At 51.7% G+C, this 25568-nt stretch carries 26 protein-coding genes, 2 tRNA genes and 2 rRNA genes; 12 read left to right on the forward strand and 18 right to left on the reverse strand.

Features of this window, described 5'->3' with window-relative positions; translation table 11 throughout:
• Window positions 1–339 precede the first annotated feature (339 nt).
• The 3 genes from HMPREF0733_RS04105 to HMPREF0733_RS04115 form a co-directional block, all read right to left on the reverse strand.
• Window positions 340–1809 carry a hypothetical protein gene (locus HMPREF0733_RS04105; protein ID WP_013398123.1) on the reverse strand — a complete coding sequence of 490 codons (1470 nt, stop codon included), beginning with the start codon at window positions 1807–1809 and terminating at the stop codon, window positions 340–342.
• 11 nt (window positions 1810–1820) lie between these two features.
• Window positions 1821–3212 carry a hypothetical protein gene (locus HMPREF0733_RS04110; protein ID WP_041321639.1) on the reverse strand — a complete coding sequence of 464 codons (1392 nt, stop codon included), beginning with the start codon at window positions 3210–3212 and terminating at the stop codon, window positions 1821–1823.
• Between the two features lie 252 nt (window positions 3213–3464).
• Complete coding sequence (locus HMPREF0733_RS04115) at window positions 3465–4238, reverse strand: hypothetical protein (protein ID WP_013398125.1); 774 nt, start codon at window positions 4236–4238, stop codon at window positions 3465–3467.
• A gap of 251 nt (window positions 4239–4489) precedes the next feature.
• On the opposite strand from HMPREF0733_RS04115, the gene HMPREF0733_RS04120 reads away from it, so the two are divergent.
• From HMPREF0733_RS04120 to HMPREF0733_RS04145, 6 genes are all read left to right on the forward strand, one after another.
• Window positions 4490–5344, forward strand: coding sequence for a PRD domain-containing protein (locus HMPREF0733_RS04120; protein ID WP_013398126.1), 855 nt, complete (start codon window positions 4490–4492; stop codon window positions 5342–5344).
• 440 nt (window positions 5345–5784) lie between these two features.
• On the forward strand, window positions 5785–6774 hold the full coding sequence (locus HMPREF0733_RS04125) for a mannose/fructose/sorbose PTS transporter subunit IIA (protein WP_013398127.1): 990 nt from the start codon (window positions 5785–5787) through the stop codon (window positions 6772–6774).
• Entirely contained in the window at window positions 6771–7643 is an 873-nt protein-coding gene (locus tag HMPREF0733_RS04130) for a PTS mannose/fructose/sorbose transporter subunit IIC (RefSeq protein WP_013398128.1), read from the forward strand. Before HMPREF0733_RS04125 ends, HMPREF0733_RS04130 begins: the two co-directional genes overlap by 4 nt.
• Window positions 7644–7652: 9 nt before the next feature.
• Window positions 7653–8516, forward strand: coding sequence for a PTS system mannose/fructose/sorbose family transporter subunit IID (locus HMPREF0733_RS04135; RefSeq protein ID WP_013398129.1), 864 nt, complete (start codon window positions 7653–7655; stop codon window positions 8514–8516).
• A gap of 104 nt (window positions 8517–8620) precedes the next feature.
• Entirely contained in the window at window positions 8621–9388 is a 768-nt protein-coding gene (locus HMPREF0733_RS04140) for an HAD family hydrolase (RefSeq protein WP_013398130.1), read from the forward strand.
• A 70-nt stretch (window positions 9389–9458) separates the two neighbouring features.
• Window positions 9459–9887, forward strand: coding sequence for a hypothetical protein (locus HMPREF0733_RS04145; RefSeq protein ID WP_013398131.1), 429 nt, complete (start codon window positions 9459–9461; stop codon window positions 9885–9887).
• 295 nt (window positions 9888–10182) lie between these two features.
• Here the strand turns inward: HMPREF0733_RS04145 and HMPREF0733_RS04150 are convergent, their stop codons facing one another.
• The 4 genes from HMPREF0733_RS04150 to HMPREF0733_RS04165 form a co-directional block, all read right to left on the reverse strand.
• On the reverse strand, window positions 10183–10551 hold the full coding sequence (locus HMPREF0733_RS04150; RefSeq protein WP_013398132.1) for a hypothetical protein: 369 nt from the start codon (window positions 10549–10551) through the stop codon (window positions 10183–10185).
• 9 nt (window positions 10552–10560) lie between these two features.
• Entirely contained in the window at window positions 10561–10992 is a 432-nt protein-coding gene (locus HMPREF0733_RS04155; protein WP_013398133.1) for a hypothetical protein, read from the reverse strand.
• A 172-nt stretch (window positions 10993–11164) separates the two neighbouring features.
• Complete coding sequence (locus HMPREF0733_RS04160; protein WP_013398134.1) at window positions 11165–12907, reverse strand: cation:proton antiporter; 1743 nt, start codon at window positions 12905–12907, stop codon at window positions 11165–11167.
• 253 nt (window positions 12908–13160) lie between these two features.
• Complete coding sequence (locus HMPREF0733_RS04165) at window positions 13161–14051, reverse strand: hypothetical protein (protein WP_013398135.1); 891 nt, start codon at window positions 14049–14051, stop codon at window positions 13161–13163.
• A gap of 160 nt (window positions 14052–14211) precedes the next feature.
• Between HMPREF0733_RS04165 and HMPREF0733_RS11485 the strand changes: the two genes are divergently transcribed.
• The 5 genes from HMPREF0733_RS11485 (at window position 14212) to HMPREF0733_RS04190 (ending at window position 17959) form a co-directional block, all read left to right on the forward strand.
• Window positions 14212–14706: a TetR/AcrR family transcriptional regulator gene (locus HMPREF0733_RS11485; RefSeq protein WP_013398136.1), complete on the forward strand. Its 495-nt coding sequence runs from the start codon at window positions 14212–14214 to the stop codon at window positions 14704–14706.
• A 220-nt stretch (window positions 14707–14926) separates the two neighbouring features.
• A complete protein-coding gene (locus HMPREF0733_RS04175; protein WP_013398137.1) occupies window positions 14927–16318 on the forward strand; it encodes a galactokinase in 1392 nt (463 codons plus the stop codon).
• 101 nt (window positions 16319–16419) lie between these two features.
• Window positions 16420–16584: a hypothetical protein gene (locus tag HMPREF0733_RS04180; protein WP_013398138.1), complete on the forward strand. Its 165-nt coding sequence runs from the start codon at window positions 16420–16422 to the stop codon at window positions 16582–16584.
• Window positions 16585–16815: 231 nt separating this feature from the next.
• Window positions 16816–17121, forward strand: coding sequence for a glutaredoxin domain-containing protein (locus HMPREF0733_RS04185; RefSeq protein ID WP_013398139.1), 306 nt, complete (start codon window positions 16816–16818; stop codon window positions 17119–17121).
• Between the two features lie 19 nt (window positions 17122–17140).
• Window positions 17141–17959, forward strand: coding sequence for a shikimate 5-dehydrogenase (locus HMPREF0733_RS04190; RefSeq protein WP_013398140.1), 819 nt, complete (start codon window positions 17141–17143; stop codon window positions 17957–17959).
• Between the two features lie 362 nt (window positions 17960–18321).
• On the opposite strand, the gene HMPREF0733_RS04195 is transcribed toward HMPREF0733_RS04190, so the two are convergent.
• Both HMPREF0733_RS04195 and HMPREF0733_RS04200 read right to left on the reverse strand, forming a co-directional pair.
• Window positions 18322–19107, reverse strand: a complete 786-nt coding sequence (locus HMPREF0733_RS04195) for a rhomboid family intramembrane serine protease (protein WP_013398142.1) — start codon at window positions 19105–19107, stop codon at window positions 18322–18324.
• 128 nt (window positions 19108–19235) lie between these two features.
• On the reverse strand, window positions 19236–19763 hold the full coding sequence (locus HMPREF0733_RS04200) for a peptidylprolyl isomerase (protein ID WP_004005916.1): 528 nt from the start codon (window positions 19761–19763) through the stop codon (window positions 19236–19238).
• 218 nt (window positions 19764–19981) lie between these two features.
• Between HMPREF0733_RS04200 and HMPREF0733_RS04205 the strand changes: the two genes are divergently transcribed.
• Entirely contained in the window at window positions 19982–20323 is a 342-nt protein-coding gene (locus HMPREF0733_RS04205) for a hypothetical protein (RefSeq protein WP_013398143.1), read from the forward strand.
• An 857-nt stretch (window positions 20324–21180) separates the two neighbouring features.
• Here HMPREF0733_RS04205 and rrf (HMPREF0733_RS04215) read toward each other — a convergent pair.
• From rrf (HMPREF0733_RS04215) to HMPREF0733_RS11130, 9 genes are all read right to left on the reverse strand, one after another.
• A 5S ribosomal RNA gene (gene rrf / locus HMPREF0733_RS04215) occupies window positions 21181–21297 on the reverse strand.
• Between the two features lie 3 nt (window positions 21298–21300).
• A tRNA-Ala gene (locus HMPREF0733_RS04220) sits at window positions 21301–21373 on the reverse strand.
• Window positions 21374–21456: 83 nt separating this feature from the next.
• Complete coding sequence (locus HMPREF0733_RS04225; protein ID WP_004005919.1) at window positions 21457–22500, reverse strand: hypothetical protein; 1044 nt, start codon at window positions 22498–22500, stop codon at window positions 21457–21459.
• 217 nt (window positions 22501–22717) lie between these two features.
• Window positions 22718–23203, reverse strand: a complete 486-nt coding sequence (locus HMPREF0733_RS04230; RefSeq protein WP_004005920.1) for a DUF3349 domain-containing protein — start codon at window positions 23201–23203, stop codon at window positions 22718–22720.
• A gap of 47 nt (window positions 23204–23250) precedes the next feature.
• Entirely contained in the window at window positions 23251–23553 is a 303-nt protein-coding gene (locus HMPREF0733_RS04235) for a hypothetical protein (protein WP_004005921.1), read from the reverse strand.
• On the reverse strand, window positions 23553–24818 hold the full coding sequence (locus HMPREF0733_RS04240; protein ID WP_013398145.1) for an inorganic phosphate transporter: 1266 nt from the start codon (window positions 24816–24818) through the stop codon (window positions 23553–23555). Before HMPREF0733_RS04240 ends, HMPREF0733_RS04235 begins: the two co-directional genes overlap by 1 nt.
• A gap of 412 nt (window positions 24819–25230) precedes the next feature.
• A 5S ribosomal RNA gene (gene rrf / locus HMPREF0733_RS04245) occupies window positions 25231–25347 on the reverse strand.
• A 3-nt stretch (window positions 25348–25350) separates the two neighbouring features.
• Window positions 25351–25423, reverse strand: a tRNA-Ala gene (locus HMPREF0733_RS04250).
• Between the two features lie 27 nt (window positions 25424–25450).
• The gene (locus tag HMPREF0733_RS11130; RefSeq protein WP_115333524.1) at window positions 25451–25564 is read right to left on the reverse strand and encodes a DUF2648 domain-containing protein; all 114 of its coding nucleotides are present in this window, start codon (window positions 25562–25564) and stop codon (window positions 25451–25453) included.
• Window positions 25565–25568: the final 4 nt, after the last annotated feature.

A 25568-nucleotide genomic window follows, 5' to 3' on the forward strand; every position in this document is an offset into this window, starting at 1 on the left:
ATCGGTGACTATGAGGGAAGTTACAGAATTAAATATACCCCGCCTCAGGTCTTCGCCACCGAAGACACGCTTCTGCCGGTCATAGGAACCAAACGCAGGTACCCTTCTACGAACACCTTCTAGCGCCCATTATTTAACAGCCCGCAAACCATTATTTAACCCAATACCCATTTTTACCCTTATATTCCAGGGAATTTTTTGAAGGGTGCAGAATCATTATTTAACTCTCAGGCAAATATTATTTAACTCCGAGCCCTTGATGATGTGCGCAAAAGGGTGGCGCATCCAGCCATACAATCTGGATGCGCCACCCTCTACCTTCTTCACAAACATTTTCCGTTAAGACACAGCCTGCTGACCGGGCTGCAGAGGCTGACGCGGGGTCAACGGAATGACCCCTCCCCCGCCGGGACCATCACCTCCACCAATCAGTAAATCTGGTTGAGGAGGAACGTAAATATACCGTTCTTTATCTACCGAAGATACCTCGCTCTTACGTGATGACGATTCCCGATATACTTTGCCGTCCGGAGTGCTGTATACAGTTTCATAGGCGTTTTGAGTACGCCAGGTGCCATCAGATTTTACTTCTTCTGTTCGGTCCCGGTCTTTTCTCTGCCAACTTCCGTCAGGGTTTACGTGAATAATATCTTCCCCGTCGCTGCGTGTATTATTTTTGATTTCCCATGAACCGTCAGCATACAACACAGTAGTTTTATCATAATTACCGGAGTTATCAGAATCTTTCTGCGTCCACGTGCCGTCTGCTGCAACATGTATTGTCGTGTCACCATCGCGCGATTCCCAGCTCCACGAACCATCCGGATTGACCTTAGCCATACCGAAGAAGGGGTCTTTTTCTGAACGTGGTCGGGGTTTGCCCGCTTTGTTCTCATCCGTCAGGAGTATGCCCTCAAGTTCGGCGGTAGCATGCTTATACTCATCGGTTCCAGGAACAGCCTCTTTAACAGGCATTCCCAAAGGCAGAGCCGTACGCGGTTTCAGGGGAATAACACCATTTTGAGGAATATATAACCCCATATCGTACATACTATTCATGTATTCCCTAGGAGTTATAACCCCACTCTGCGCCCCATGTGTGATAGATTTTTCCTCCCCGGTTTCTGTATTCTTTTCCACGGCTGTACCGTCAGGGTTTCCTGTGATGACCTTATCCGAGTATCCGCTAGACTTCCACGTGCCATCGGCATGTGCCTCAACATTGTCTGGGGAAGATGAATCGCTCTTACGCTCGACACTCCACGTGCCGTCAGCATTAACGCGAGTTTTTGTCTGTGAAGAAGAAACTTTTTCAATCCTCTCCCAAGATCCATCTGCGTTAATCGTCATTTCGTGATATATGTCAGACCCCGTTCCACGCTTTACATGGAATGTACCATCGACATTAACTACAACTGATAATTTATCCTGGCCGCTGCCTTCTTCAACAGTCCACGAACCGTCGTCCTTGAGTTTTACATTCTTTCCTAACGAGCTCTGAGACTTCTGTTCAGCGCGCGGGCGGGGTTTACCAGCCTTATTATCGTCAGTAAGCCCCACAATCTGTTTCTCATGACTCTGTTCTTCATTCTTCTGTTTCTCCTCTGTTGGGTTCGTCGTGGGGGAAGCGGAAGAAGACTCGGGTGAGGCAGAAGATGATGCAGAGGAAGATATAGAGGAGACAGGGGAAGATCCCTCAGATTTACTCGGCTGAGCTCGTTCCACAGTCATACAGGCGCTGAGCGCGAGCATGAGGGCGCATCCAGTGGAAAGAGGAACGACGATGCGGGTGAACTTAGTGTTTTTCATCGAAAATTTCCTTAAGACACAGCTTGCTGACCGGGTTGAAGAGGTTTACGCGGTTTCAACGGAATAACGCCTCCGCCGCCGGGGCCGTCCTCTAAATAGGAGAGGCTCGGTTCATGGGGAACTTGAATATGGCTTACTTCATGTCCTCCCGAAGGGAGCTCGGTCTTTCGACCCGAACTCTCCCGAAAGACTTTACCGTCTGAGGTGCTGTACTTGGTGTCGTACTCAGTTTGGGTGCGCCACGTCCCGTCAGCTTTTACCTCTACCGTTCGGAAGGAATCCTTTGAAGTCCAACTACCATCGGGGTTCACGTGAACAAAGTTTTCTCCATCGCCCATTTTTATTTTAGATTCCCAGGAACCATCCGCGAACAACTGCGAACTTCCTTCACGGCCAGTTTCTGCGGAGTCCTTCTGATCCCACGTACCGTCTTCAGAAACACGTATGGCTGAACCTTTACTCAGCCAAGTCCATGCCCCATTCGGGCTGACGATAGCATCATCATCGATTTTCCTCTCTGAACGTGGTCGGGGTTTGCCCGCTTTGTTCTCATCCGTCAGGAGTATGCCCTCAAGTTCGGCGGTAGCATGCTTATACTCATCGGTTCCAGGAACAGCCTCTTTAACAGGCATTCCCAAGGGCAGAGACTTACGAGGCTTGAGCGGAATAACACCGTTTTCAGGGACGATCTCATCAAGTTTATAGGTATCGGCGATCGAGCCTTCATCATGATCTTTCGGGGTTGTGACCATCTTCCACTCTAGCGGCGTAAGAGGTTTCTCCTCCCCCAACTTCGTGTTCTTTTTGATTGCCGTACCGTCAGGTTTTCCCGTTATAACCGCGTTCGCCCTTTCGGTAGATTCCCAGCTGCCGTCGGAACGCATCTCAGCTTTTTCTGGGGATTCCTCACTCCCATATTTTTTCTCGATGGTCCACGTGCCGTCAGCATTAACGTGAGTTTTTTGTTCACTGGAAGAACCTTTTTCGATTTTCTCCCAGGACCCATCGGCGTTGAGGGTAAATTCTTCCGTAGAATCTTCCGAATTTTTATTCTTCACCTGGAATGTGCCATCGGCGTTAACCGAAACCGATTCCGTGCGTCCATTGTTATCTTCTTCGACAGTCCACGAACCGTCGTCCTTGAGCTTTACCTTCTTCGTTGAATCCAAAGGCTTCTGATCAGAGCGCGGGCGCGATGTACCGGCCTTATTATCGTCAGTAAGCCCCACGATCTGTTTCTCATGCGACGTTGCAGAAGCTGAAGAGGATGCGCCGGAACCGCCATGAGTAGAATCTTCCGAACCGATTCCTTGTACAGAGGTCGAGCAAGCACTGAGTGCCAGCATGAGGGCGCATCCGGCAGATAGGGGACCAAATACTCGAGTGTGATTATCATTCTTCATCGGAAGTTTCCTTACGGCTATGTAGTCTATGCGGTGTTTAAAAATACCTTTGCCCTCAGTCTATGGTTCTTGAACAGACCCGATACCGCTAACACCCCACGCTTTCTTCCAACACTCAGCGAATATAGAGTACGTTCCCATATTTCTTCCAGCAAAGCTCCAGGCAGAAGGGTGTTTTAGACACAAAAAAGGTGGCGCATCCAACCATACAATCTGGATGCGCCACCATAATCTACAGAGAGAAGTTCGGGGTTACTGAGCCTTCTCCCCTGGTTTAAGCGGGGTACGCGGTTTGAGAGGAACAACGCTATTGCCGCCTACGCCGCCTTCAGCATATGCAATCGGGTTTACAGGAACCGTCGTAGGGGTAAGCTCTTTCCCAACTTCGCGTTTCTCTTGGCCTGGTTTCTCTTGGTAGACCTTGCCGTCGGCAGTTCCGTAAAGGGTAGAGTACGAATCTACGCTGCGCCACGTTCCATCGGCCTTAACCTCCATGCCCCTAGCACCTTTAGTCAGATCCGTATCGCCGCTCTCGCGTACTCGAATCCAGCTGCCATCGGGGTTTACGTGAACTCGCTCGTTCCGTTGTGCGTCAAAACTTTCCCAGGTGCCGTCGGCATTCAGATTAGCTTTATCACCTTTATTATTAGTCCACTCCCAGGTGCCGTCGGCTTTGGTGGTCATGGTATAGCTCTCGCTCTTATACTCCCATGAACCGTCCTCATGCACTGTCGCTCCAGGGTAGGGGTCTCCGTATGTCGAGGTCGGCCGCGGCTTACCGGCCTTATTATCATCGGTCAAAGCTTTTGAGGTAGCGCTCGAACTTGCCGAAGCCGAGGCACTGGTGCTGCTGGAAGCTGACGCACTAGGCGATGCGGTTTCCGAGGCAGACGCGCTCGCACTCGACGAGCTGGCGGCGGAAGACGAAGGTGCCACACTGCTCACCGAGGAGGAGCAGGCGCTCAATGCGAGCACCGCCACAAGAGCGGCGGAAAGCGGCATCGCTAGACGACGAGGGTTATGCATAGAAGTCTCTTTCAACAGTGATTATTGCACGGTGTTTATAGCACCGACTTATTCATTCTATCGGCATCTCTCCATAAAATGCAGAATATATCCTTCATGTTTTAGAAAGACTGCAATCGTATTTTATGTTTATCGAGGTAAAAGGCGGCAAGCCTAGAGCGCATAGATTCGCTTTCTCACGGTAAATGGCGCGAGGGGGCTGTAAAATCTTGAGAAAGCATTCGATACCGCCCACACGGAAGGAGGGATGCATGCGCATCAGCCGCATCTATAACAATAATGTCGCCCTCACCCGTGATTCCTACGGGCAAGAGGCGGTAGTTATCGGGCGCGGACTTGCTTTTGGCAAACGCAAGGGCGATCTGGTCGATCCGAGTAAGGTCGAGCAGACGTTCATTCCCGAGCACGATATTTCCGCCGAACGGCTCAGTTGGTCACTCTCCGAGATCCCCCCGGAAATTCTTGCCATTGCCTCCGAACTTGAAACGAAGGTTCGCAATACCCCCGATATTAAAATCGCGAACTCCTTCATCATTCCTTTCGCAGACCACCTGCACTATGCTGTTGCGCGCGCTCGCGAAGGACTGCAGGTTGATTATCCTCTCGCACCAGAGGTAACCCTGCTGTATCCGCGTGAAGTTGAGTTCGGGCGCCAGGCACTTGATTTGGTACATGAGCGTTTGCATCTCACCCTAGATCCGCAGGAAGCCATTCCTTTGGCGTTACATCTCGTCAATGCCCAGTTTGCGACGGCCGATATGTCGCGGGCTTTCCGCATGACTGAGGTTTTTGCTCAGGTTTTTGATGTTATCGGAGCGACATATGGCAAGCCGATAGACACAAATTCCATGTCGGCGGCGCGGTTTATTACCCATCTGCGTTATCTCTTCGTACGTGCCGATCGAGAGAGCAATAAACAACAACGGCATATTACTCAGCCCGGTGTTTTGGCGGCACTTCGGACGGATGCGCCCCAAGCCTTCGCATGCGCGCAAAAGGTTCTTCTCCTATTAGAGATGCAGCTCAATCAGCCGTTACGCCAGGATGAGCTCACATATTTGACGATTCATATTGACCGTCTCGCCCAAGAGATGTGGGGTTCTTAGAATTTAAAATCATCACCTCTGCACAATAAAAAGTCTCTTGATCGTAAATAACGCAGAATTTTTAATGTTTTATTCACAATCACAAGAATTTTTAGTCAGAATGCATCTTACCCCCGACAAGCCCTTCCAAAACTCAATATATTCCTATATTGGAATATAAGAATATACGCTATTAATGCATCAAAATACAGCATATAACAGCTTTTTACCCCTGTCCGACTGATGACCTTTCACACTCTCCACCCTCTAGATCATGCCCTTAAGAACGACATAGTTTAGGTCACATATACTATATTTATGTGCCGAGAGGTTCTCATGTAGAAGTATTTTTTCCTATATTTTTCTCTATATTTAGAACCGCTACCGACCGTGATATTCTCAAAGGGTTTAGACCCTTAATACGGAAACAACACACATTCTGTAGTAACGAGAGGACCATCATGGTCACTATCATCGTGGCGGCACACGGGGAGTCAGCACCCGCGCTCTTAAAGACCGCCAGCATGATCCTCGGAAACCTCGATAACGTGTATCCGGTGACATTTCTTCCCGGGCAGGGTCCGGAAGATTTGATCGAAGAGTACACGCGCATCGTTGCGGAAACAGGATCCGAAGAAACCCTTATTCTCGTCGACCTCTTCGGCGGCAGTCCCTACAATGCGGGTGCTCGATTCGCGGCAGAACACGAAAATATTGATGTTGTTGCAGGCGTCAACGTGCCGATGCTCATCGAAGTTATCAGCGGCGCCGGTCGCAAAAATGCAACCCTCAAGAGCCTAGTTGCCAAAGCCCATAAGGCGGGCGTGAAGGGTATTCGCTCCTTCCAAGAAGCCAACCAACCGGTACAGGAAGAAAAGCCTTCTCAAGAGGCAAAACCCGCCGAAACACCGGCGGCACCGGAAATACCCGCAGAACAGCAGGTTGAAGGCGGGCATATGGATGCTATTTTCACGCGCATCGACTCCCGCCTTATTCACGGGCAGGTCGCGGGCACCTGGGTTCCTTATGTGGCACCGCAAACCTTTATTGCCGCATCGGATGCAGCCGCCCACGACAACCTCCGCAAGACCCTGCTGCTGCAGGTGGCGCCCGCCGGAGTCAAAACTAATGTGCTCGATATTGCTAAAGCGGGGCGCGTGTACAACAACCCCAAGTACACCGGCATGAAAACCATGTTTGTACTCGAATCCCCGGTCGATGTGGTGCGTCTAATAGACGAAGGCGTCGAAATTCCAGAGGTCAATGTTGGCGGAGTAACCTACAAAACCGGTATGACGCAGCTTTCTGAGGCAGTTTACGCATCTGAGGAAGACCTCGAAGCGTACCGTGAACTTCTCAAACGCGGCGTCAAGCTGTACGTACAGCAGCTTCCCAACCACAACCCCGTCGATCTGGCAAAAATTTTGAAAGAGAAAGGCCTCGACTCATGAGTCCCCTCGCATTTATTCTCGTCATTGTGGTGGCGTTCATTGCGGGTGTCGCATCCGTGGTGGACGAACGCCAGTTCCACCGCCCCCTGGTGGCATGTACCCTCATGGGTTTCGCCCTCGGCGACCCCACCACTGGCATTATCTTGGGCGGTATGCTCGAACTCATTGCCCTCGGGTGGATGAACGTCGGCGCGGCGATGGCACCCGATGCGGCGCTCGCATCATGTATCGCAACGGTCGTCGTTATTCATGGTCACCTTGATAAAGCGCAGGGTATCGCCGTTGCTATTCCGATTGCCGCAGCCGGGCAGGTGCTCACCATTTTCGTGCGAACTATTACCGTCTTCTTCCAGCATCAAGCCGACCGGTTCGCCCAAACGGCGAATTTCCGGGGTATTGAGCTCATGCATATCAGCGGCATGGTTCTGCAAGGTTTGCGTGTGGCTGTCCCAACCGCCGTGGTTGCCCTTATTAACTCCGAAACCCTGCAGAACTGGCTACAGGCTATTCCCGCTGAAGTAACGAACGGCCTGCGCATCGCTGGCGGCATGATTACGGTGGTCGGTTTCGCCATGGTCATTAACATGATGAAGTCCCGCGCCCTCATGCCGTTCTTCTTCCTCGGATTCATCGCGGCAGCCGCTATTCCGGCGTCCCAGGAAATCACGCTCAGCGGCGGCAACCATGATGCTATCGGCAACCTCGCCGCAACCCTGGCAGATCCCGCGCAGCTGAACCTAGTCGCGATCGGTATTGTCGGGGCGTGCCTGGGACTGCTGTACACCCAGCTGAATCCAATCTTCCATAAGAGTGAGGCGGCACCGACAGCCACACGCCCAGCCGACGACCTCGACAACGAGCTTGAGTAGGAGCGAATCATGATTGAGAACACTCAAGAAAAAGTAACCGCAGAGGTTCCCGACCTCACCAAGCGCGACAAGATTGATACCTACATCCGCTCCACCTTCCTGCTCGGCTCCTTCAACTTCGAGCGTATGCAAGCCATTGGTTTTGCGGTGTCGATGATCCCCGCGATTAAACGTTTCTACACCAAGAAGGAAGATCAGGCGGAAGCACTCACCCGTCACCTGGAGTTCTTCAACACCCAACCCTGGGTCGCATCCTCCATTATGGGTGTGACTGCCGCTATGGAGCGCGAAAAGGCAGCCGGTAAAGAAGGTATTGACGATGCCGCCATCACCAACGTGAAGGTTGGTCTGATGGGTCCGCTCGCAGGCGTGGGCGACCCGATTTACTGGGGTACTGCGCGCATCGTGCTGGCGGCGGTAGGTGCATCCTTCGCTATTGCGGGCAATATTCTGGGACCGCTGATTTTCTTCTTCGGCATGACCGCGATTCGGTGGGCCACCCGCTGGTACGGCTTCAAATATGGGTACGAAAAAGGTACCCAAATCGTGGGAGATGCGGGCGGCAACACCCTGCAGAAGATCACGCAGGGCGCCTCGGTGATGGGCCTGTTCGTGATGGGGTCGCTCGTGTACCGGTGGACGACCATCAACATTCCGCTCAAGCTCACGGAATACGAACAAAACGGTAAGAACGTTGAGGTCACCGTGCAGTCGATGATGGATCAGCTGCTGCCCGGGCTCGCCGCACTGGCCCTGTGTTTCCTGTGCATGTGGCTTCTGCGCAAGAGGGTTAACGCCATTTGGATTATTTTCGGTCTCTTTGCCGTGGGTATTGCAGGTTCCTACCTCGGGTTCCTGTCACTTCCCTCCTAGGTCTGAGCGACCGTTTGATAACCCTGCGGGATGCGCGCTCCGGTAGACTGGTACCGGGCACGCATCCCGTGATTTTTAGCCACCACACAGACCTGAGGAATCCCATGAAAAAACTGATGGCATTCGACTTGGATGGAACTCTGCTTTTTGACCGGACCATCGACCCCGCGAATGTACAGGCTATTCACCGCTGGCAGCAGGCCGGGAACCTTGCGGTGTGTGCGACGGGGAAAAGTATTTTTGCCACGAAACTTGCCCTCGATAAAACCGGCGTAATCTTCGATTACAACGTGCTGTACACCGGCGCGGTTGTGACCGACGCCGAGTACAACATCCTCCACGCGCAAACTCTGCCGGTGTCGGTGGTGCGCGCCTGCTATGAGCGGTTCAAAGAAGAGCCGGGAGTCGCGCTTTTTGCCACGACTTTAACCCATGACTATCGTCTGGCGGATAATGTGGGGTCTTCGACTAATATTCTGCCCGAGTTCCTGCCACTGGCAGAGTCCGAGATTGATACCCAAGATTATGTGGGTGTGCCCCTATGGATTCCCGAGGATGATGCTCGCGAGCGCGCCTACCGCTGGATTCTTGAGGAGTTCGGTGATTCAGGGGATTGTCACAAGAACCAGGATTTTCTGGATATTGTGCCCCCGCGGTGCACAAAGGCGACCGGGCTGGCGTGGCTTGTGGAGTATCTGAAACCGGTTGAGTATGAAACCTACACGATTGGGGATTCCTGGAACGATGTACCCATGCATGAGTGGGCGGATCATGCGGCGTCGTTCAGCTATTCCCCGGATGATGTGAAGGCGCGCACCGAGGTTTCGGTGGATCATGCGTGGGAGTTTATTGACTCTTCGTTGGGTGCATAGATTCTACGTTTCACGTGAAACTTTTTGCGAAAACAACGTCTATAGATTGTTAAAACGGGGTAGATAGCGAATGTCTTCAACAAATAAAGAGCGCAATCCCGAGAGTTTTGGCGATGCTTTTCGGCAGGCCGCCCGTGAGTCTTTGGTGAAGAACCAGCGGGAGCGTTCCAGCGATATTGTTTCTATTGCCCCGATTCAACTGGCGCTCGCCGCGTTGGCTATAGGTATTTACGCTCTGTGGAATAGTTGGTTGTGCCTGATCCCGCTGGGAGTGGTGCTGGTGCTCATGTGGGTGCGTTACACCATGCAGCGGCAGATTTCCCGCGATTTTGTGCAGCTGGATGCGGCGCGCACGGCCTGGCACAAAACCCGCGATAAGCAGTATTTAGAGTTTATGGCGGAAAATGCCGGGCACATCCTGAGGGAGAATAAGGCGCTGACCAAGGATGCGCGCAAGCGTGTGCAGGAGTACGCCGACTACGCCTCATCTCGGCTTTAATTCGCTGCCCCACTCCCCCGCACGCCGCTTTCGATGGAAGTATAAACTCGCAGTTCTACCTGGTATGTGCGCCTCAGTGTGTAGTTCTATGGTGAGATATAAGGGTGGGCGGACTATCAAAGTCCGCCCACTGTTATATTCTTATTTCGGAATATATGCATGCTGACCTGGCAATATTCCATTATTGACATGAGAAAAATGTAGGGGAGATTCAGTACAACAGTGCACCGAATCTCCCCTTGTTATCAGGTTTTCCGTGAGGGCGAATATACGCCACGCTTATTTTCTGAGGGTCTTATGTTCTTTTCACAGAAGCAGCATCTTTTACTATGTTCTGAGCAACCTCTGGAGCATCAGGAAGATCCTCCGGCAGAGGTTCCGCATCCATATCCACAGCCGGTTCAGCAACTTCTTCATCAAGACGCTGCACCACCGGTTCGCCGATCTCTAGTCCTGATTCATCGGGACGTTTGAGCTGAGCGCCAAGATGCGTCAGTTGATCGCGGTTAACCAAGACAACTAACACCAAAGCGTTCAGGAAAAGACCGACAATAAAGAAAATCCAGCCGATCAGCATAAACCTTCCTCCACTGAGCACAGCACCTACTATCAGCAGTGCCGCCGAGCATAGATATGCGGGTGAGAGAAGGAATTTTGTGTTCATAGCAGACCTTTAGCGAACGTTTGAGCGTGGGTGAGAGCCTCGTGAACCGTTGGGTTTTGAGGGAAGAACTCCAAGTTTACCGGTGTCAGACTCGCGGGTCGAAGACTGCGCGGCTTCATCCGATGCGGAGTTTTCTTCTTCACCATCATAAGCCCCGTCATCACCCTCAGGACTGTCATGACGCTCCGCATTTTTATCGCGCATAGCGCCCACAAGATTATTTTCCATCTCACTTAAGCTTGTCACTAAAGCGGGTGTAGGCTCTCCTTGAGCCTTGGAAATAGTGACCATATGTGCAAGAACGTTCAATCCCAGCGCGGCAAGAACTAGAATCCATCCGAGCCACAGCAGCCATGTCTGTGAGAGGCTAATCAGCAAGGCACCGACCACGATAAGAAGTAGGGAGGTGAGATAGGCGGGCGAAAGTTTTTTAGAATTCATGGGTTTTCACAGCTTTTCAATTATGAAGAAACGCATAAAATATTCGTACACATTATGCGTTTGAACGGCGTAAAATTCCTCTTAATCCAATTTTAGATGATATGAGGTCTCAAAGCATTTCATACCGTGAATTTCCTTAATTTTCCCAGGTTCACGGTGTGAAAATCATAGCTTAACGTTGTTCATCAAATATGGCATTAGAAACATATGGCGAAGAAGGGGCATCCTTCACGATGGGAATAGTCGAAGTTCCTAGATGACTGCGGAGCATGTTATACCTTTCAAGAGCTACGCTTCCGGCGGGCAACGAAGGCAGAATAAAGTTATTATTCGTGCGCACATTCTCAGCCTGGACCAGAATGTCCAGCTTACGAATTACTCGGGAAACATCGTGGGAATCGTAACGATCCTGAGCTGAAATTACCGCACGCTGTGCCGCCATCAGCGCCGCATCACGCAGACGAATATAGTCACTTCGCTTATCTTTGAGCTTTTCGATATGGGGCTTATATTCCTCGGGCAGGCTCTCGATAATCTCATCGCGGCGAGTAATAGCGGTGTACATATCCTTCACGCGGGCGTAAGTCTCTGGATCAACCGTTGCCTTTGCTTCTTCCTGCAGGGCTTCCAAAGCCGCATTCTGAGCCAGTTTGAGCAGTTCGGGAACGGCGGTATCTTCCTCATGGTTCACCTGCACCTTCAGGATCCTCACCACGAACGGCAGGGTCAGCCCGGGCACCACGAGGGTAAAGAACAGAATCGAAATCATCATCACGATAGCGTCTTCGCGCACCTGTTCCATACCGTCGATCATGGGAATAGAGAGCGCAAGAATCAGGGTCACTAGGCCGCGCATACCCGACCAGGTCATCACGATAACCTCGGCGAAGGATTCGGGAGCACCTTCATGCACCGGGCGGGCAGCTTTACCAATCAGCCAGACGATTGTGAACCACACAAGACGAATTATCATCGCGACCACAGCAATAACGGCGCCATCGACAAAGAGACCGGCAATACGCTCTGAGTTGGCTTTATAGATAATTTCGCTCGCCTGCAGACCGATCAACCCGAAAGCAATACCGGTCATGAGCAATTCAATAATCTGCCAGAAAGATGAGGTCGTTAGACGATCCTCAGCTTCTAAGGCCACCAAATACTTAGTGCTAGTGAATTGAATTGCGGCGATCACCACGGCAATAACGCCGGATGCGTGAATATTTTCTGCCACCAGGTAGGCAGCGAAGGGAATCACAAGAGTTACGGCATTTCTCGTCACCACATCGTGTGCGCGCAGACGCACATAACCACCGATCCAGCCAAACGCAAAACCGATAATAACCGCCAGAACCGATCCTAAGGCGAAGTCCCTCATAACTTCGAGTGGTTCAATGGCGTGGTGTTCCTCCATCGAATGAATAGCAGCATGAAAGAGCACAATCGATATAGCATCGTTGAAACTACCCTCAGTCTGAAGCGTGCCAATCAGACGTCGTGGAATACCGACCGGCTCGGCAACGGCCTCAACAGCAACGGGGTCAGGGGGTGAAACCGCGGCACCAAGTGCCAGAGCGACAGCGACCGTCATTCCGGGAACCCACCACAGGGCAACACCGGCAACGGCAAGCGCAGATGCCGTGGTGAGCAGCACCGAATAAAGGAGAACGGACTTCCATCGGCGCCGGAGTGTACCCCAAGAGAACTTCACACCGATAGCCCACAGCAGCGGCGGCAGGAAGATCGGCAGAATAATATCGCTGTCGATTTCAATATGAGGTCGATCGGGTGGTAGCAGCAGCGCTCCAACACCCAGGATGGTCATCATCACAGGCCAGGGAAGATTAAGGCGATCACCAACGCTCACCATAATGACTGTTGCAAGTAGAATCAGAACTATAACGGATAAGTAGAGCATTGTCTCTCGTATCAACCCCTTGTATTTTTAGATACACTCATACTCAACTTTACCGGAGAGTCACAGGTAACAGCCCGTCTCGCAGGAGAGTTCGGGTAATGTTCACCTACAAGACGAATAACCGTAAGGTAATACTATTCCAATTTTGGAATATATCGCTTTTTACCCCACAAACACAGGGAACCCCTTCACCAAAATCAACCTCTGCGATATTGGTGAAGGGGCAATTATGTTCCGTGAGGGAAGCTAGATACTATGCCGACCCACAGCCGCCGGAACCGCATCCGCACCCACCAGAAGCGGCGGGTTTCGGAGTCTCAACTGGCTGAGCGGAGTTGTGCCCGCCGCAGCATCCGCCTTCGGAATGCGCGTGCTGTTCTGTCGAGACGGAATCGGAACCGCATCCGCCCGAGCCACAGCCGCAGCCGCCCGAGGATGCGGCAGGCTCGCTTTCGTGTCCGCCGCAGCATCCGCCGCCATCAACGGAACCGCAGGCTGAGCCGCGTGCCTCACGGTGACCCATCAAATCAACGCCGAGCTCCGAAAGATACGCCAAGTACCCGGCGAGCGCATCGCGACTGCCCGAACCGGCGATCACAATCCCGCCGTGGCGGAGTGCCTTAAGGGTTTCATTCACGAGAGGCCAACGCTCAATATCATCGGTAATGGTAATAGCACTCACAATATGCATAGCCAGAGATGCCAGCGAACGCAGCGACTCTTCGTAGCCTTCGGGAAGGTGAATAACCTTATCGGGGGCAGCAAGCCGCAAGACAGAGAGGATGCGCATCAGCGTCATCGGAACCGCCTGCTGAGGTAGTTTTACGGTAATGCCGGTAGATTTCCCGGCTCCTAAAGCCACCATCCGGTCAGCGAGTTCATGAGAATCAATATCTTGGCTTATATCTAAAATTTCATAAGAATCAATAGAAATTGAACGTGTACCTAATGCTTCAGCTAATTCCTCATCTTCAGTATGAATTGCTATTACATTGCGAAATTCTTGGCGGCGAAGTGCGGATGCTGCTTCAATAAGCGCAAAATCTTGACCGTCTTCAGTGCTCAGAAGCGACTGCGCTTCATCGCGGGTCAGCGCCTCTCCCCCGCTAATGCGTGCCACAAGTTCGGAATATGCGTTACTCATACCATTTATTAAACACCTACGTAAGCCTCAATTTTTACAGTTATGCCACTAGCAATTTCTATAGTTTTCTACATAAATACAATTACTTCTTCATACTCTTTACGAGAATTTATAGGTGTTTTTCATGACAGCAGAGAGATTTCACCCGTAAAATAGACGTGTGGTACTTTCTCAAGCAAAAATTTTAGACACAGCATTTGATCTTCTGGTAACCAATGGTTTAGCGGATTTGTCGATGCGCCGTTTGGCAGCTGAACTTCAAGTTGCTCCCGGCGCCCTCTATTACCATGTCAAGAATAAACAGCACCTTTTGGTGCTTCTTGCGAACTATATCTTGGATAAGAAAGCTCCAAAGGAGCTTCTTATGCCCGCGGATTCTAAGGATCCAGAGGCAGTGAAAGAGTCCTTGATCGTGCGCGGACAGGTTCTTTTCGAGACTATTTATTCCATTCCAGAATTTCCTGAAGTTATTCGCCTAGCATTGGCAACTAATCCTGAGCGGCTCAAGCCCGTGGCGGCCATTGCCTATGACGCTCAAAATATGGGGTTTGAGCCTGGGGAGGCGCCGCGCCCGCATGCTCATTCACCTTGCCTTGAGCCTGGTGGAAGAGGCACAGGCTATTCCTGTATTGACTTCGCTGACTGCGGAAGCTGAAGAGAATCCCCTGCAGGAAATTCCTAAGCCGGTGTGTGAAGCATATACGGCTGATATTTCCACCGCGATTGATGGGCTCATGCTCTCCAAATAATTCCCGCATACAGATGCATATGCATCAGCCGGGGCTGCTGCCGTTGTGCAGTCGTGCCCCGGTACGCAGGCGTGCAGATGGTATGTTGAAGAGTACCGTTTTATCGCATTGCCTGAATGGAGTTCTATGACGACCACCGCAATCCCGCAGTGGGCTTCTCTGCCCGAACATCAGGATGAAATTCAGCGGGTACGCCAAGCGTTTCGACAGACCTATGGTAAAGAGCCTGATGGGGTGTGGTCCGCTCCCGGTCGTTTGAACCTCTTGGGTGAATACATCGACTTTCTGGGTGGTTCGTGCATGCCTATGCCGCTACCCTACCGTACCTACATTGCGGGGTCGCTGCGTCGGGACGGGGTGCTGCGCGCATCCTCTCTGCAGATGCCCGGAGACGAACGCACGATCGTGATTCGGGATATTCAACCCGGGCATATTAAGGGCTGGTTCACCTATGTTGCCGGTGTTGCGTGGGCGATGAATCATGAGGGTGGCCGCGATATTATGCTTCCCGGTCAGTTCGGGGCTGATTTGCTCATTAACTCGCGGGTTCCCGTGGGAGGGGGGCTTTCTTCGTCCGCCGCTTTAGAATGCTCCACAGCACTGGCGCTTCTTGACCTTTCCTGCCCGCTGCGCCCCGGTTGCCCGGATACCGATGCGGTTCCTTCCGACCGCTCCCCCGATAACGATGCACTCCGGGCTCGCTTAGCGCAGGTGTGCATCACCGCAGAGAACAAGGTTGCGGGTGCCCATACCGGCGGACTCGATCAGACGGCGTCACTGCGGTCGAAGTCAGGCCAGGCCTTGGTCGTCGATTTTCGTGATTTTTCGATAGACCCTATTCATCTGAACCTGCAGAAGCACGGGCTAAGTTTTCTTGTTGTTGATACGAATACCCCGCACGCGCTGGCGCATAATGGTTTTGCCGCCCGGCGTGCCGCCTCTGAATCGTGTGCGAAAGCTCTTGGTCTCACTTTTCTGCGTGATGCTCTCCCCGAAGATCTTGCGTGTGCACACCACGATGAGCGCGAGGCTAAAGAATGGCGTTTGGAACTGGTAGATTCTTCGGTTAATCGTTCTCTGACAGCGTTGGAGGAACGTGAGGGTCCGGCAACTTTCCCACGCGGCTGGGTCCGCCATGCGTTTCACGATATGACGCTGGTGGGGCGCGCCAGCTACCTGCTCAAACATGCGGATGAACTGGGGTATCGGGCTTTTGAAGAAGCCGGGCGCATCTTTACCGAGTCCTTTATTTCAATGCGCGATGAGCTTCGCGTCTCCCGCCCGGAGATCGACGCTGCGGTTGAAGCCTGCCTGGCACACGGGGCCCTAGGGGCGCGCATCGTTGGAGGCGGTTTCGGCGGCGCCGTGATGGCTCTTGTTAAAACATCCCGACTTGAGGAAACAGCTCAGGTGATCGCCCAAGCATACGCCGAACACGGGTACGCCGAGCCTCGTTTTCTGCCGATGGTTGCCGGTTTTCCTGCGGATTGTGATTGGCTCTCGGAGAACTTTAGATAAATTTCACCCTAACTCATGTCATGATATTTTGAGGGTTGTTTATACTCTGTACAACCTCTACACTGTGTTTCAACCAGTCACCCAAAATAAAGGAGAGTCTTATGGGTTTCGATCCGAAGAACATCGTCGAGCAGGGCATCGACAAGGCAAAGAACCTCGTTAACGACAAGGCAGGTAAGGACGTCGTCAACGACGAGCACACCTCGAAGGCTGAAGAGGTCGTCAATGAGAACGTCCAGAAGATTACCGATAAGTTCGGTAAGTAAGACTCTAGTCTTCAAGAATTCCCCGCACCATGAAAATGAATGCGGGGAATTTTTCTGTATTCGAAGGCCTTTACCAGCAGATTCATGATTCTTTCGCCTATGCTGGAATTATTGTCTCAAACGCTCTGTTTTTGTAGTGTTAGACAGCCCGCATGCAGCCTGTTGCTTTACCTCGATGGGTCACAGTAACCGCGGCGGGCTCCCTATTGTGTTATACCTTTGGAGATCAAAATGCTCGAACGTCAACAAGCAACCCAAGAAGACGCACGCAAAGTTCAGGAAGACGGCGGAGTCGTCATCTATTGGCGCCCTGGATGCCCCTTCTGCGAGCGCCTCGATTCGTCGTTAGGCGATCTGGGCAATCATGCAACCTGGGTCAATATTTGGGAGGATCCTCAGGCGGAGGCCCATGTGAAGAGCCTCAACGACGGCAACGCGGTTGTTCCCACGCTCGATACCGGCGATATGCATTTCGTGGTGGCTGACCGACAAACCCGCGAAAAAGCCGCAACTCTCATTCGCAACACTCTTTCCTAAACCACCGAAGGACTCCCCTATGCCGCGTCCACCGCTGAACCGTGATACGACCCTTTGCATTTCCCTGTCTGGACGACCGTCAAACCACGGCATCAAGTTCCACAATTATCTGTATGAGAAACACGGCCTTGATTACCTGTATAAGGCGATGACAACCACGGATATTGAGGGTGCTATCGCGGGTGTGCGCGCCCTGGGTATTCGCGGGTGCTCCGTTTCTATGCCCTTCAAACAGGCGGTTATTCCGCTCATGGACGAGGTCGATCATTCGGCGCAGGTCATTGGGGCGGTCAATACTATCGTCAATACGGACGGGCACCTGCACGCCTACAATACCGACGTGATTGCGGTAGCTTCCTTGCTGAAATCGCATGCTGTTGATCCTAATCTGCCGTTTCTTCTGCGCGGTTCGGGCGGCATGGCGGCGGCCGTTGCGGGTGCCTTCTACGATGCTGGATTCCGGGCGGGCACTATTATCGCTCGCAATGAGGATGCAGGCACGGCGCTCGCACACCGGTACGGGTATGCGTGGGTGCCTGAACCCGGCGATCTTACCGCTCCAGTGATTGTGAATGTTACCCCGATCGGTATGTCTGGCGGTGCCGAGAGCGAGCAGCTGGCATATCCGCAACCCACGATTGAGGCGGCGTCGGTGGTATTCGATGTTGTGGCGGTGCCTGTGGAAACCCCGCTGATTCGTGCTGCTCGCGCTGCTGGTCGTGAGGTTATCACGGGCGGCGAGGTGATTGCTCTGCAGGCGGCTGAACAATTCCGGCTGTATACGGGCGTCACGCTTAGCCCCGATGACATTGCTCAGGCTGAAGCGCAGGCGAACTAGTCCGTACAAGCGTTCCTCTGGGTGCAGTTCGTTGATCGAACTGCACCCGTTTTTTGTAATTACACATCCTGGGTTTTAAGTTTTCCACAGGTGGGGATAAACATGGGGAAAACCTTACATGCCTGTAATTTCGAGATGATAAAGCCTTCTATCCACAGGTACTTACGGGGTACTAACAAATGTGAAATTACATCACTGTAGTTATTCACAGTGTGGAAAACCCATGTGGATAATCAAAAAATACAGGTGTTTTTCTGTGTTTTAAAGCAATCGGTGGACCACCGTATCCCACCCAGTCCCCACGGGGAAACTTGGGATGCTGCGGCCCACCGAAAATTAGTTATCCACAGGTTTTTCGAGCGTTACCTTCGGATACTTCGTGTTCGCTGAATAATCTGAGGCGCTAAAAGCACCGCCGTAGCAAGAGCACCGATCACAAAACCACCCGCGTGAGCCTGCCAGGAAATCCCGGGAACGAGGAAGCCAAAGGCAACGTTCACAGCGATCATAATCATGAGGGCCCGTATATTATCCCGTTCGCGCAGAACCACCATAATCACCAGGTAGGCACCGATCAGCCCGAAAATACCGCCGGATGCGCCCACAACCTCCGCAGTTGGATCGTCCAGAAGAAGTACGCCGAAAGAACCGCCTACGATGGAGAGCAGGTATACGAGCAGGTACCGCCACCATCCCATCATCTGTTCAAGGGCAATACCAAAGATATAGAGGGAGAGCATATTCATCACAATATGTGAGTAATCGTTCTGTGAGTGTAAGAAACCACTGGTCAGCACACGATAGTACTCCCCCGTGAATTCGGTGTAATCCCATTTCAGGGCAAACATGGAATACACCCAATACTGCGGGATGATGAGCTGAAGCAGATATACCACTACGTTAATCCCGATCAGGGTGTAAGTTACGTAGGGAACGAACCTGCGCGGTGCGCGCGCCTGATATTGGCGTCCATATAGCTCTCGGTAGCAGTCAGGACAGATCATCCCGACATCCAGATTAATTTGGCATTCCCCGCAGGCGGGACGCATGCACCGTTTACACCGTGCATAGCTCACACGGTCGGAATGCCGCGGGCAGGTGGGCTCCGTCTGAGAGCTATTTTGCTGTGGATTAGATGAGTAGTCCACGTTTTTCCTTTCATACGCTCTTACTCAGTCCCTCGGTTCCCGTGGGCCGACCTATGGATACGCGAAGAACGCAGATACGGTGAAGGACCCGTCCCGGTTGCCCAGGCGGGTCCTTTCCCAACACGAAATTAGAGTTTCTTAATGTCGATTGAAGAGATCACAACGTCCTTTACCGGGCGATCCTGTGCACCGGTTTCAACGCTTTCAATAGCGTCTACAACCTTCTTTGAAGCTTCGTCGGCAACCTCACCGAAGATGGTGTGGCGACCGTTCAGCCAAGGAGTCTCTGCCGTGGTAATGAAGAACTGCGAGCCGTTGGTGCCGGGGCCTGCGTTCGCCATTGCGAGCAGGTAGGGCTTAGAGAAAGAAAGCTCGGGGTGAATCTCGTCCTTGAACTGGTAGCCGGGACCGCCAATACCCATGCCGAGAGGGTCACCGCCTTGAATCATGAAGTCCTTGATAATACGGTGGAACACCACATCTTTGTAGAGCGGAGTGTTCATAACCTCGCCGCTGCGGGGGTGCTTCCACTCTTTAGAACCGTCTGCCAGACCGATAAAGTTCTCAACGGTCAGCGGTGCATGGTTGCCAAAGAGATCAACGACGATATCACCGTAGTTGGTGTGAATAGTTGCTTGAGCTGTTGCATTAGTCATAGGTCTATTTTGTCATGTTGTCTCTATGATGCGCTAGAAGCCGCGCTATCACGGCGTCACGTTAAATTTAGCCTGCTGAGAAAACACGGGCGGTTTATCAGTATTTTTAGCTGAGGTGAGGGTTTCAACAAGCATTTTTCAGGGTAATTCCTTATGCTGAGAGGTGAACATTTACCCGCGTACGTGAGGTATTGCGGTATGACTAATGGAGGTTCACGATGTTCTGCAAAAAGCGCAAGGCTCGTAAAGCCGCGAAGAATTCGGCTGTCGTCGCCGCTATGGCCATGGCAGAGAAGGCCGATGACCTGAATATCCCCGGGCACGCAGATATGTTTGCTGAGAAGCTCACCGGCAAGAAAAAAGCCATGAAGAAGGCTCGCAAAACCGCCTCGAAAACCGCACGCAAGGCTCATAAAGAGCTGGCACGCATCGAGCGCAACGGCGGTAAGCGCCCCCGTAAGGGTCTAGCTCTGGTGGGTCTGGTTCTTGCGCTGGGGATTGGAGGCGTTGCCGCCTACAACGCGGCCCGCCCGGTTGAAGACCCCTGGAAGAGCGCCTAGTTACCCCTCTCCCCCATATCCGAAAAGCCATTTTCTTGATTCCCTTGTTCTACAGGGTGGATCGCGGAAGATGGCTTTTCTGTTTTTAAGGTTCCTCTACTGAGGTCATATAAGTCTGATGCCAGTACCAACGTGCAAACACGTAGTTCACTGTGTACGCCCACTGGGTTCTAGAAGCTTCAAGATGGCAATCGAGACAAAGAGAGCCGATACCAACCAAAGGAGATCTCCCCAGCCGAAAGGTCGAAAGAATGCGACGCCAAAGCCCGTGATCATCGCGGATGCTGCCGCTAAGATTACCGAAGTAATCAGCGGAACACGGCGCGGCAGAAAGAAGTGGGCAGTCCATAATAGGGCCATCAGGAAGAAAATGGCAGATAGTCCTCGCCACCACGGTTCCAACTTGGCGATCCCGGTATCGTCCGAGGTGACAACTGCGGCTACCCAGCCGATGATAAAACCAGTGCCACAACGGTCACGGCCATAAGACCTGAAGCCACGCGGGAAATGTCGTTATCCTTTTTCATCATATCGGTCATCAAGGTGCTCCCATCGCCCAGGCAGAGCTTCTATCCCACTGTTTATACCTATCACGGTTAGATCACAAAGGGCGGCGCCAAAAGCATCATTGGACGGATATTGGCTGAATATTCAGCGCCGCAGCAGATAGAGCCTGCTGAATTATCTGGTGAAGAAGACTATTTCGACAAGGATAAGTCATATGCACAGCAGAAGGCTAGTAGGTTCGGTATTGTGCAGACACGCATTCTGACCATTAGCCCGTTGTATATGCAGCAAGCAGGCAGATATAGCAAAGAGGCCTCAGACATAACGTCTGAGACCTCTTCAGAAAACTAGTCCGGCGACAACCTACTCTCCCACACCCATCAAAGTGCAGTACCATCAGCGCAAAGAGGCTTAGCTACTGGGTTCGGAATGGAACCAGGCGTTTCCCTCTCACTATAATCACCGAAACGTGGAGGCGAGGGGACTCGAACCCCTAACCCTCTGCTTGCAAAGCAGATGCGCTACCAATTGCGCCACGCCCCCGCGGTGCTCTACTACTATAAACTACTTTTTATAACGTAAGCAAATCCAGCAGAGCGTTTCTTATGAGAAGTACATCACAAGATTTACAGACCCCTAAAAATTGTTTCCTTCACACGAATGTGCATTTCTTTGAGCCCCTCCAGCGTGACCCTCTGTTCACGCATATACGTTTGAGCCACATCGACGAGGTCTTCGGGATTTCCATCAATAACAATAATCAGACTGTCCTTCTCCCCCGACTTACGGCTGCTGCTTTTTCCTGAGGTATCGTCTATCCAGCGTGCCGTGAAGCTCTTCAAGTTATTGAATTCCTGGGTCTCCATAGCATCCTGAAGCGCCATAGTTATCAGATTCAAACGCTCGGCACCCAAAACCTGAATTGAAATATCCGCGGTAGCACCCGAAGGAACCTGAAGTTTATTGCGCTGCACGGTATATTGCACTCGCATTCCCTGCGAGAACTGCGCGTTTTGCAGGGTTCGCAGATTTTCCTTGATCTTGTTCCATGCGCCCTTCGTGAGGCTTGCATCGACGTCAAGGGTATTCGAATCGTTGTCTTTTTGAATGCTCAACGCATCAACAGCATAGCGAGGTACTGAAACCCCTAGAATTGTTCCCCACTCAGCTTCGGATATTCCTTGTGGGGCAGGAATGGTCATAGCTGCTTCATTATCCGAGGGTTCAAGAGTAATGGACTCGGGGTGTCCATATTCCCACAAGGCCGAAAGAGCACGTGCGGTACCGGCAGAATCTTGTCGCCCACGACTCGTTATCGAGATACGCCCAATAAGTTCAAGATTATCCTCAGAGTTATCGTCCTTGTTCCGACCCTGAATCGTAAATTCTTCGACCTTGAGATAGGTTCCGTCAATATTCTCTCGAATATCGCGCTCCCATTTTTCAAGCTGTTTCCTCCGCGAAACAGTCGCCGCCGCCTCATCGCCTAATATTCCAGCACGGGCAAATTGGGGCATCATCGCAACAACGTCGGCAGCCACGATGCATCCCGCCGTCAGCAAAAGCGAGCGCCTGCTCAGAGAATTCACGCGCTGAGGAACATATTTCTTCCATCCGCTAGACTGAGCATCTTTGTGTGCAACATCGTTATTTTCCGCGTTCTGCGACATTACGATATTCCTTTCACCGGTGAGTGAGATTCTACGTTTTTATCTCTACTCCCAGAATACCCAATACCGTCGCAGAAGAACTCATCAGGACTGTCTCATCCGCTTCACATCACATGAGATTACGTTCAGGCAGATTAGTACGCGCGCCATAAACACTTAAAGCTGTGGGGCAAGAATTACTGCAATTCTTGCCCCACAGCTTTGTCTTCGGATTATCCTAGGCAGATTCAGCTTTTTGAGTTTCTTCTTCATGCTGCCCGGCATTGTTTTGTTCAAGTGCCTCGTTCTGGAGTGTCACATCGGCTGCCGCAAGTTCGGCAATACGGATTTCCCCGGTAGTGGGGTCATCATAGGTGACATATTCAGGATGCCCCTCGATCTCAGTACCGTCATTTACGTGAGTCTCCGATATTAAGAAACCGTGTGCACCTAAAATTTTGGCGACTCGGTCAATATCTTGAGGGGTTGGCGTATGGTCTACCACACGACGAATGTATTCGTTAATGCGTTGGTCACTTACATACGCCTCGCCGCGAGCGGCACGCGACTGCATAAGACGACGCACAACTTCTTGAAGCTGTTCATCAGTCAAACGCATTTTCAAAATTGCCATAACCGCTGCACGGTCTTGAACAGGAACGTCCTTCGGGTAACCGACACTGAGCCAGTCAACAACACGCGAGATGATGTTTTTATCCGGCATCGGATACCTCCTCTATACGTTCATCATATCTATCTTCAAGCATGTATTTAGTGACCTCCACCGGTCACACCAAAGATATTCCACCCAAAAGTATGGAAGATGAAATCTTTGGCGACCCACAGAATGCCAATAAACACAATTCCTATGATGATAGCAAATACAACGCTCGCGGCAATCTTTGAACCGCGACTAGGAGGCTGAATCTCGATGAGTTTACCGTCTGCCGTGTACTCGGTATCCCCCGCCAGCAAGCGCATTCCAAAGGCATAGAGTGCTGGCAAACCGGCACCTAAGAAAAGCCCAGCAAGAACAACAGGGACGATTTTTTCAAACAATTCGAAAAGAGACATTATGCACCCGCCTTTTCACGTGCCGGAGAGGGTAATTCAGTAATGTCTTGATCGTCGCTTCGACGACTCTCAAGAGTTTCGTCCTGAGTCTTCTCAGTCTCCCCATTCTTGCTGTCGTTCCAGTCGGCGGTTACGTTCGATGCATCCACAGCATCCTTCTGGGAATGGCGCCACATCCAGATACTAAAGGCCAGCAGGATCAAGAAGACAACCAATTCACCCACGTAATGAGTGTTCGTCAGGTTATTCAGTCCCGTACCAATCAGCCACGTAATAGCACCGATAGCGGCAGCGGCGGGAAGAGTAATAACCCAGGCGATCACCATACGCCCGGCAACACCCCAGCGTACTTCTGCGCCTTTACGACCCAAACCGGTACCCAGAATTGAGCCGGTAGCAACATGGGTGGTCGAAAGTGCCATGCCAAAGTGCGAAGAGGTCAGAATAATTGCTGCGGAGGCTCCGTCGGCGGCTACGCCCTGCGGGGTATCAACTTCCACAATGCCCTTGCCTAGGGTGCGGATAATGCGCCAGCCACCCAGGTAGGTACCCAAAGCAATGGCTATGGCACAGGATGCTTTGACCCAGAACGGGATAGCATCGTCGTCTTTTACGGTACCGGAAGCAACTAGGGCTAGGAAGATCACGCCCATAGTTTTCTGCGCATCGTTGGTGCCGTGCGCCAAGGACATAAGGGATGCGGTGCCCACCTGACCCCAACGGAATCCGTTGGTCTTCTTATCATCAGATACCGGCGAGGCGACGCGGTATACCAGCCATGTACCCACCGTAGAAACAAGAGCCGCTACAACCGGGGACATCACGGCGGGAATTACGATCTTGGAAACAACGCCTTCCCACTGCACACCATTGAGCCCCATAGCGGCAAGCGCGGAACCGATCAAACCACCAAAAAGAGCGTGGGAAGAACTGGAGGGAAGCCCAAAAAGCCAGGTCAGCACATTCCAGAGAATACCGCCTACAAGGCCGGTAAAGACGATCAACATGAGATCGGCGCCGTTGGTACTGATATCAATCCTGTCAAGGTTTACCAGCCCTTTACCGACGGTTTTAGCAACCTCAACGGATAGAAAGGCACCCACTAGGTTCAGCGATGCTGACAACGCCACCACTGTCTTAGGCTTAAGCGCACCGGTAGCGATGGAGGTCGCCATCGCGTTTCCGGTATCGTGAAAGCCGTTTGTGAAGTCGAAGGCCAGTGCCGTCAACACCACAATCACGAGGATGATAAGTTCAGTAGTCACATTTTGATTATGGAATGTCTCGCGTAAAATCTAAAGTATTCTTCCCCGAAACGAAATAACACTTAAAACAACATAAACCAACACAATGCCTGTGGGCTACAATGCCTCATCTTAACCTAAAAACCCGATAAATAAAGGATATACGGATAATAAATCCACCATATATCACGAGCCTTTTCCATGGTTTTCTGTGGTTTATAGCGTTTCCTAAGATTCTCCCCAACAGCAGGTCTCCTCATGTATAACACGTGTTCATCTACTGTTCATGTAGATGCGAGGATTTATGACGCAGCGCGATTATAAGGTTTGTAGTTCCATCTAGGAACACTACATATTTGAGAGAATTTAGCGGAATTTTGGTAATAAAACGAAGGACCCCGAGTTGCATACTCGGGGTCCTTTTCTAAAACTAGTCCGGCGACAACCTACTCTCCCACACCCATCAAAGTGCAGTACCATCAGCGCAAAGAGGCTTAGCTACTGGGTTCGGAATGGAACCAGGCGTTTCCCTCTCACTATAATCACCGAAACGTGGAGGCGAGGGGACTCGAACCCCTAACCCTCTGCTTGCAAAGCAGATGCGCTACCAATTGCGCCACGCCCCCGCATTAGCGGAAAATCGCTATGAAGTTCTAAATGGAATCTGTAGATTCCTGCCAGGCCTGACGGACCTGCTGCGACTGAACCTTTTTGAAGCCCAGAAATGCCACGATCGAGACAGCCGCAAGAACAAAGAGCTTTTTCATAGCA

Origin of the sequence: Rothia dentocariosa ATCC 17931 (assembly GCF_000164695.2) — a bacterium.
GTDB classification, from domain to species: domain Bacteria; phylum Actinomycetota; class Actinomycetes; order Actinomycetales; family Micrococcaceae; genus Rothia; species Rothia dentocariosa.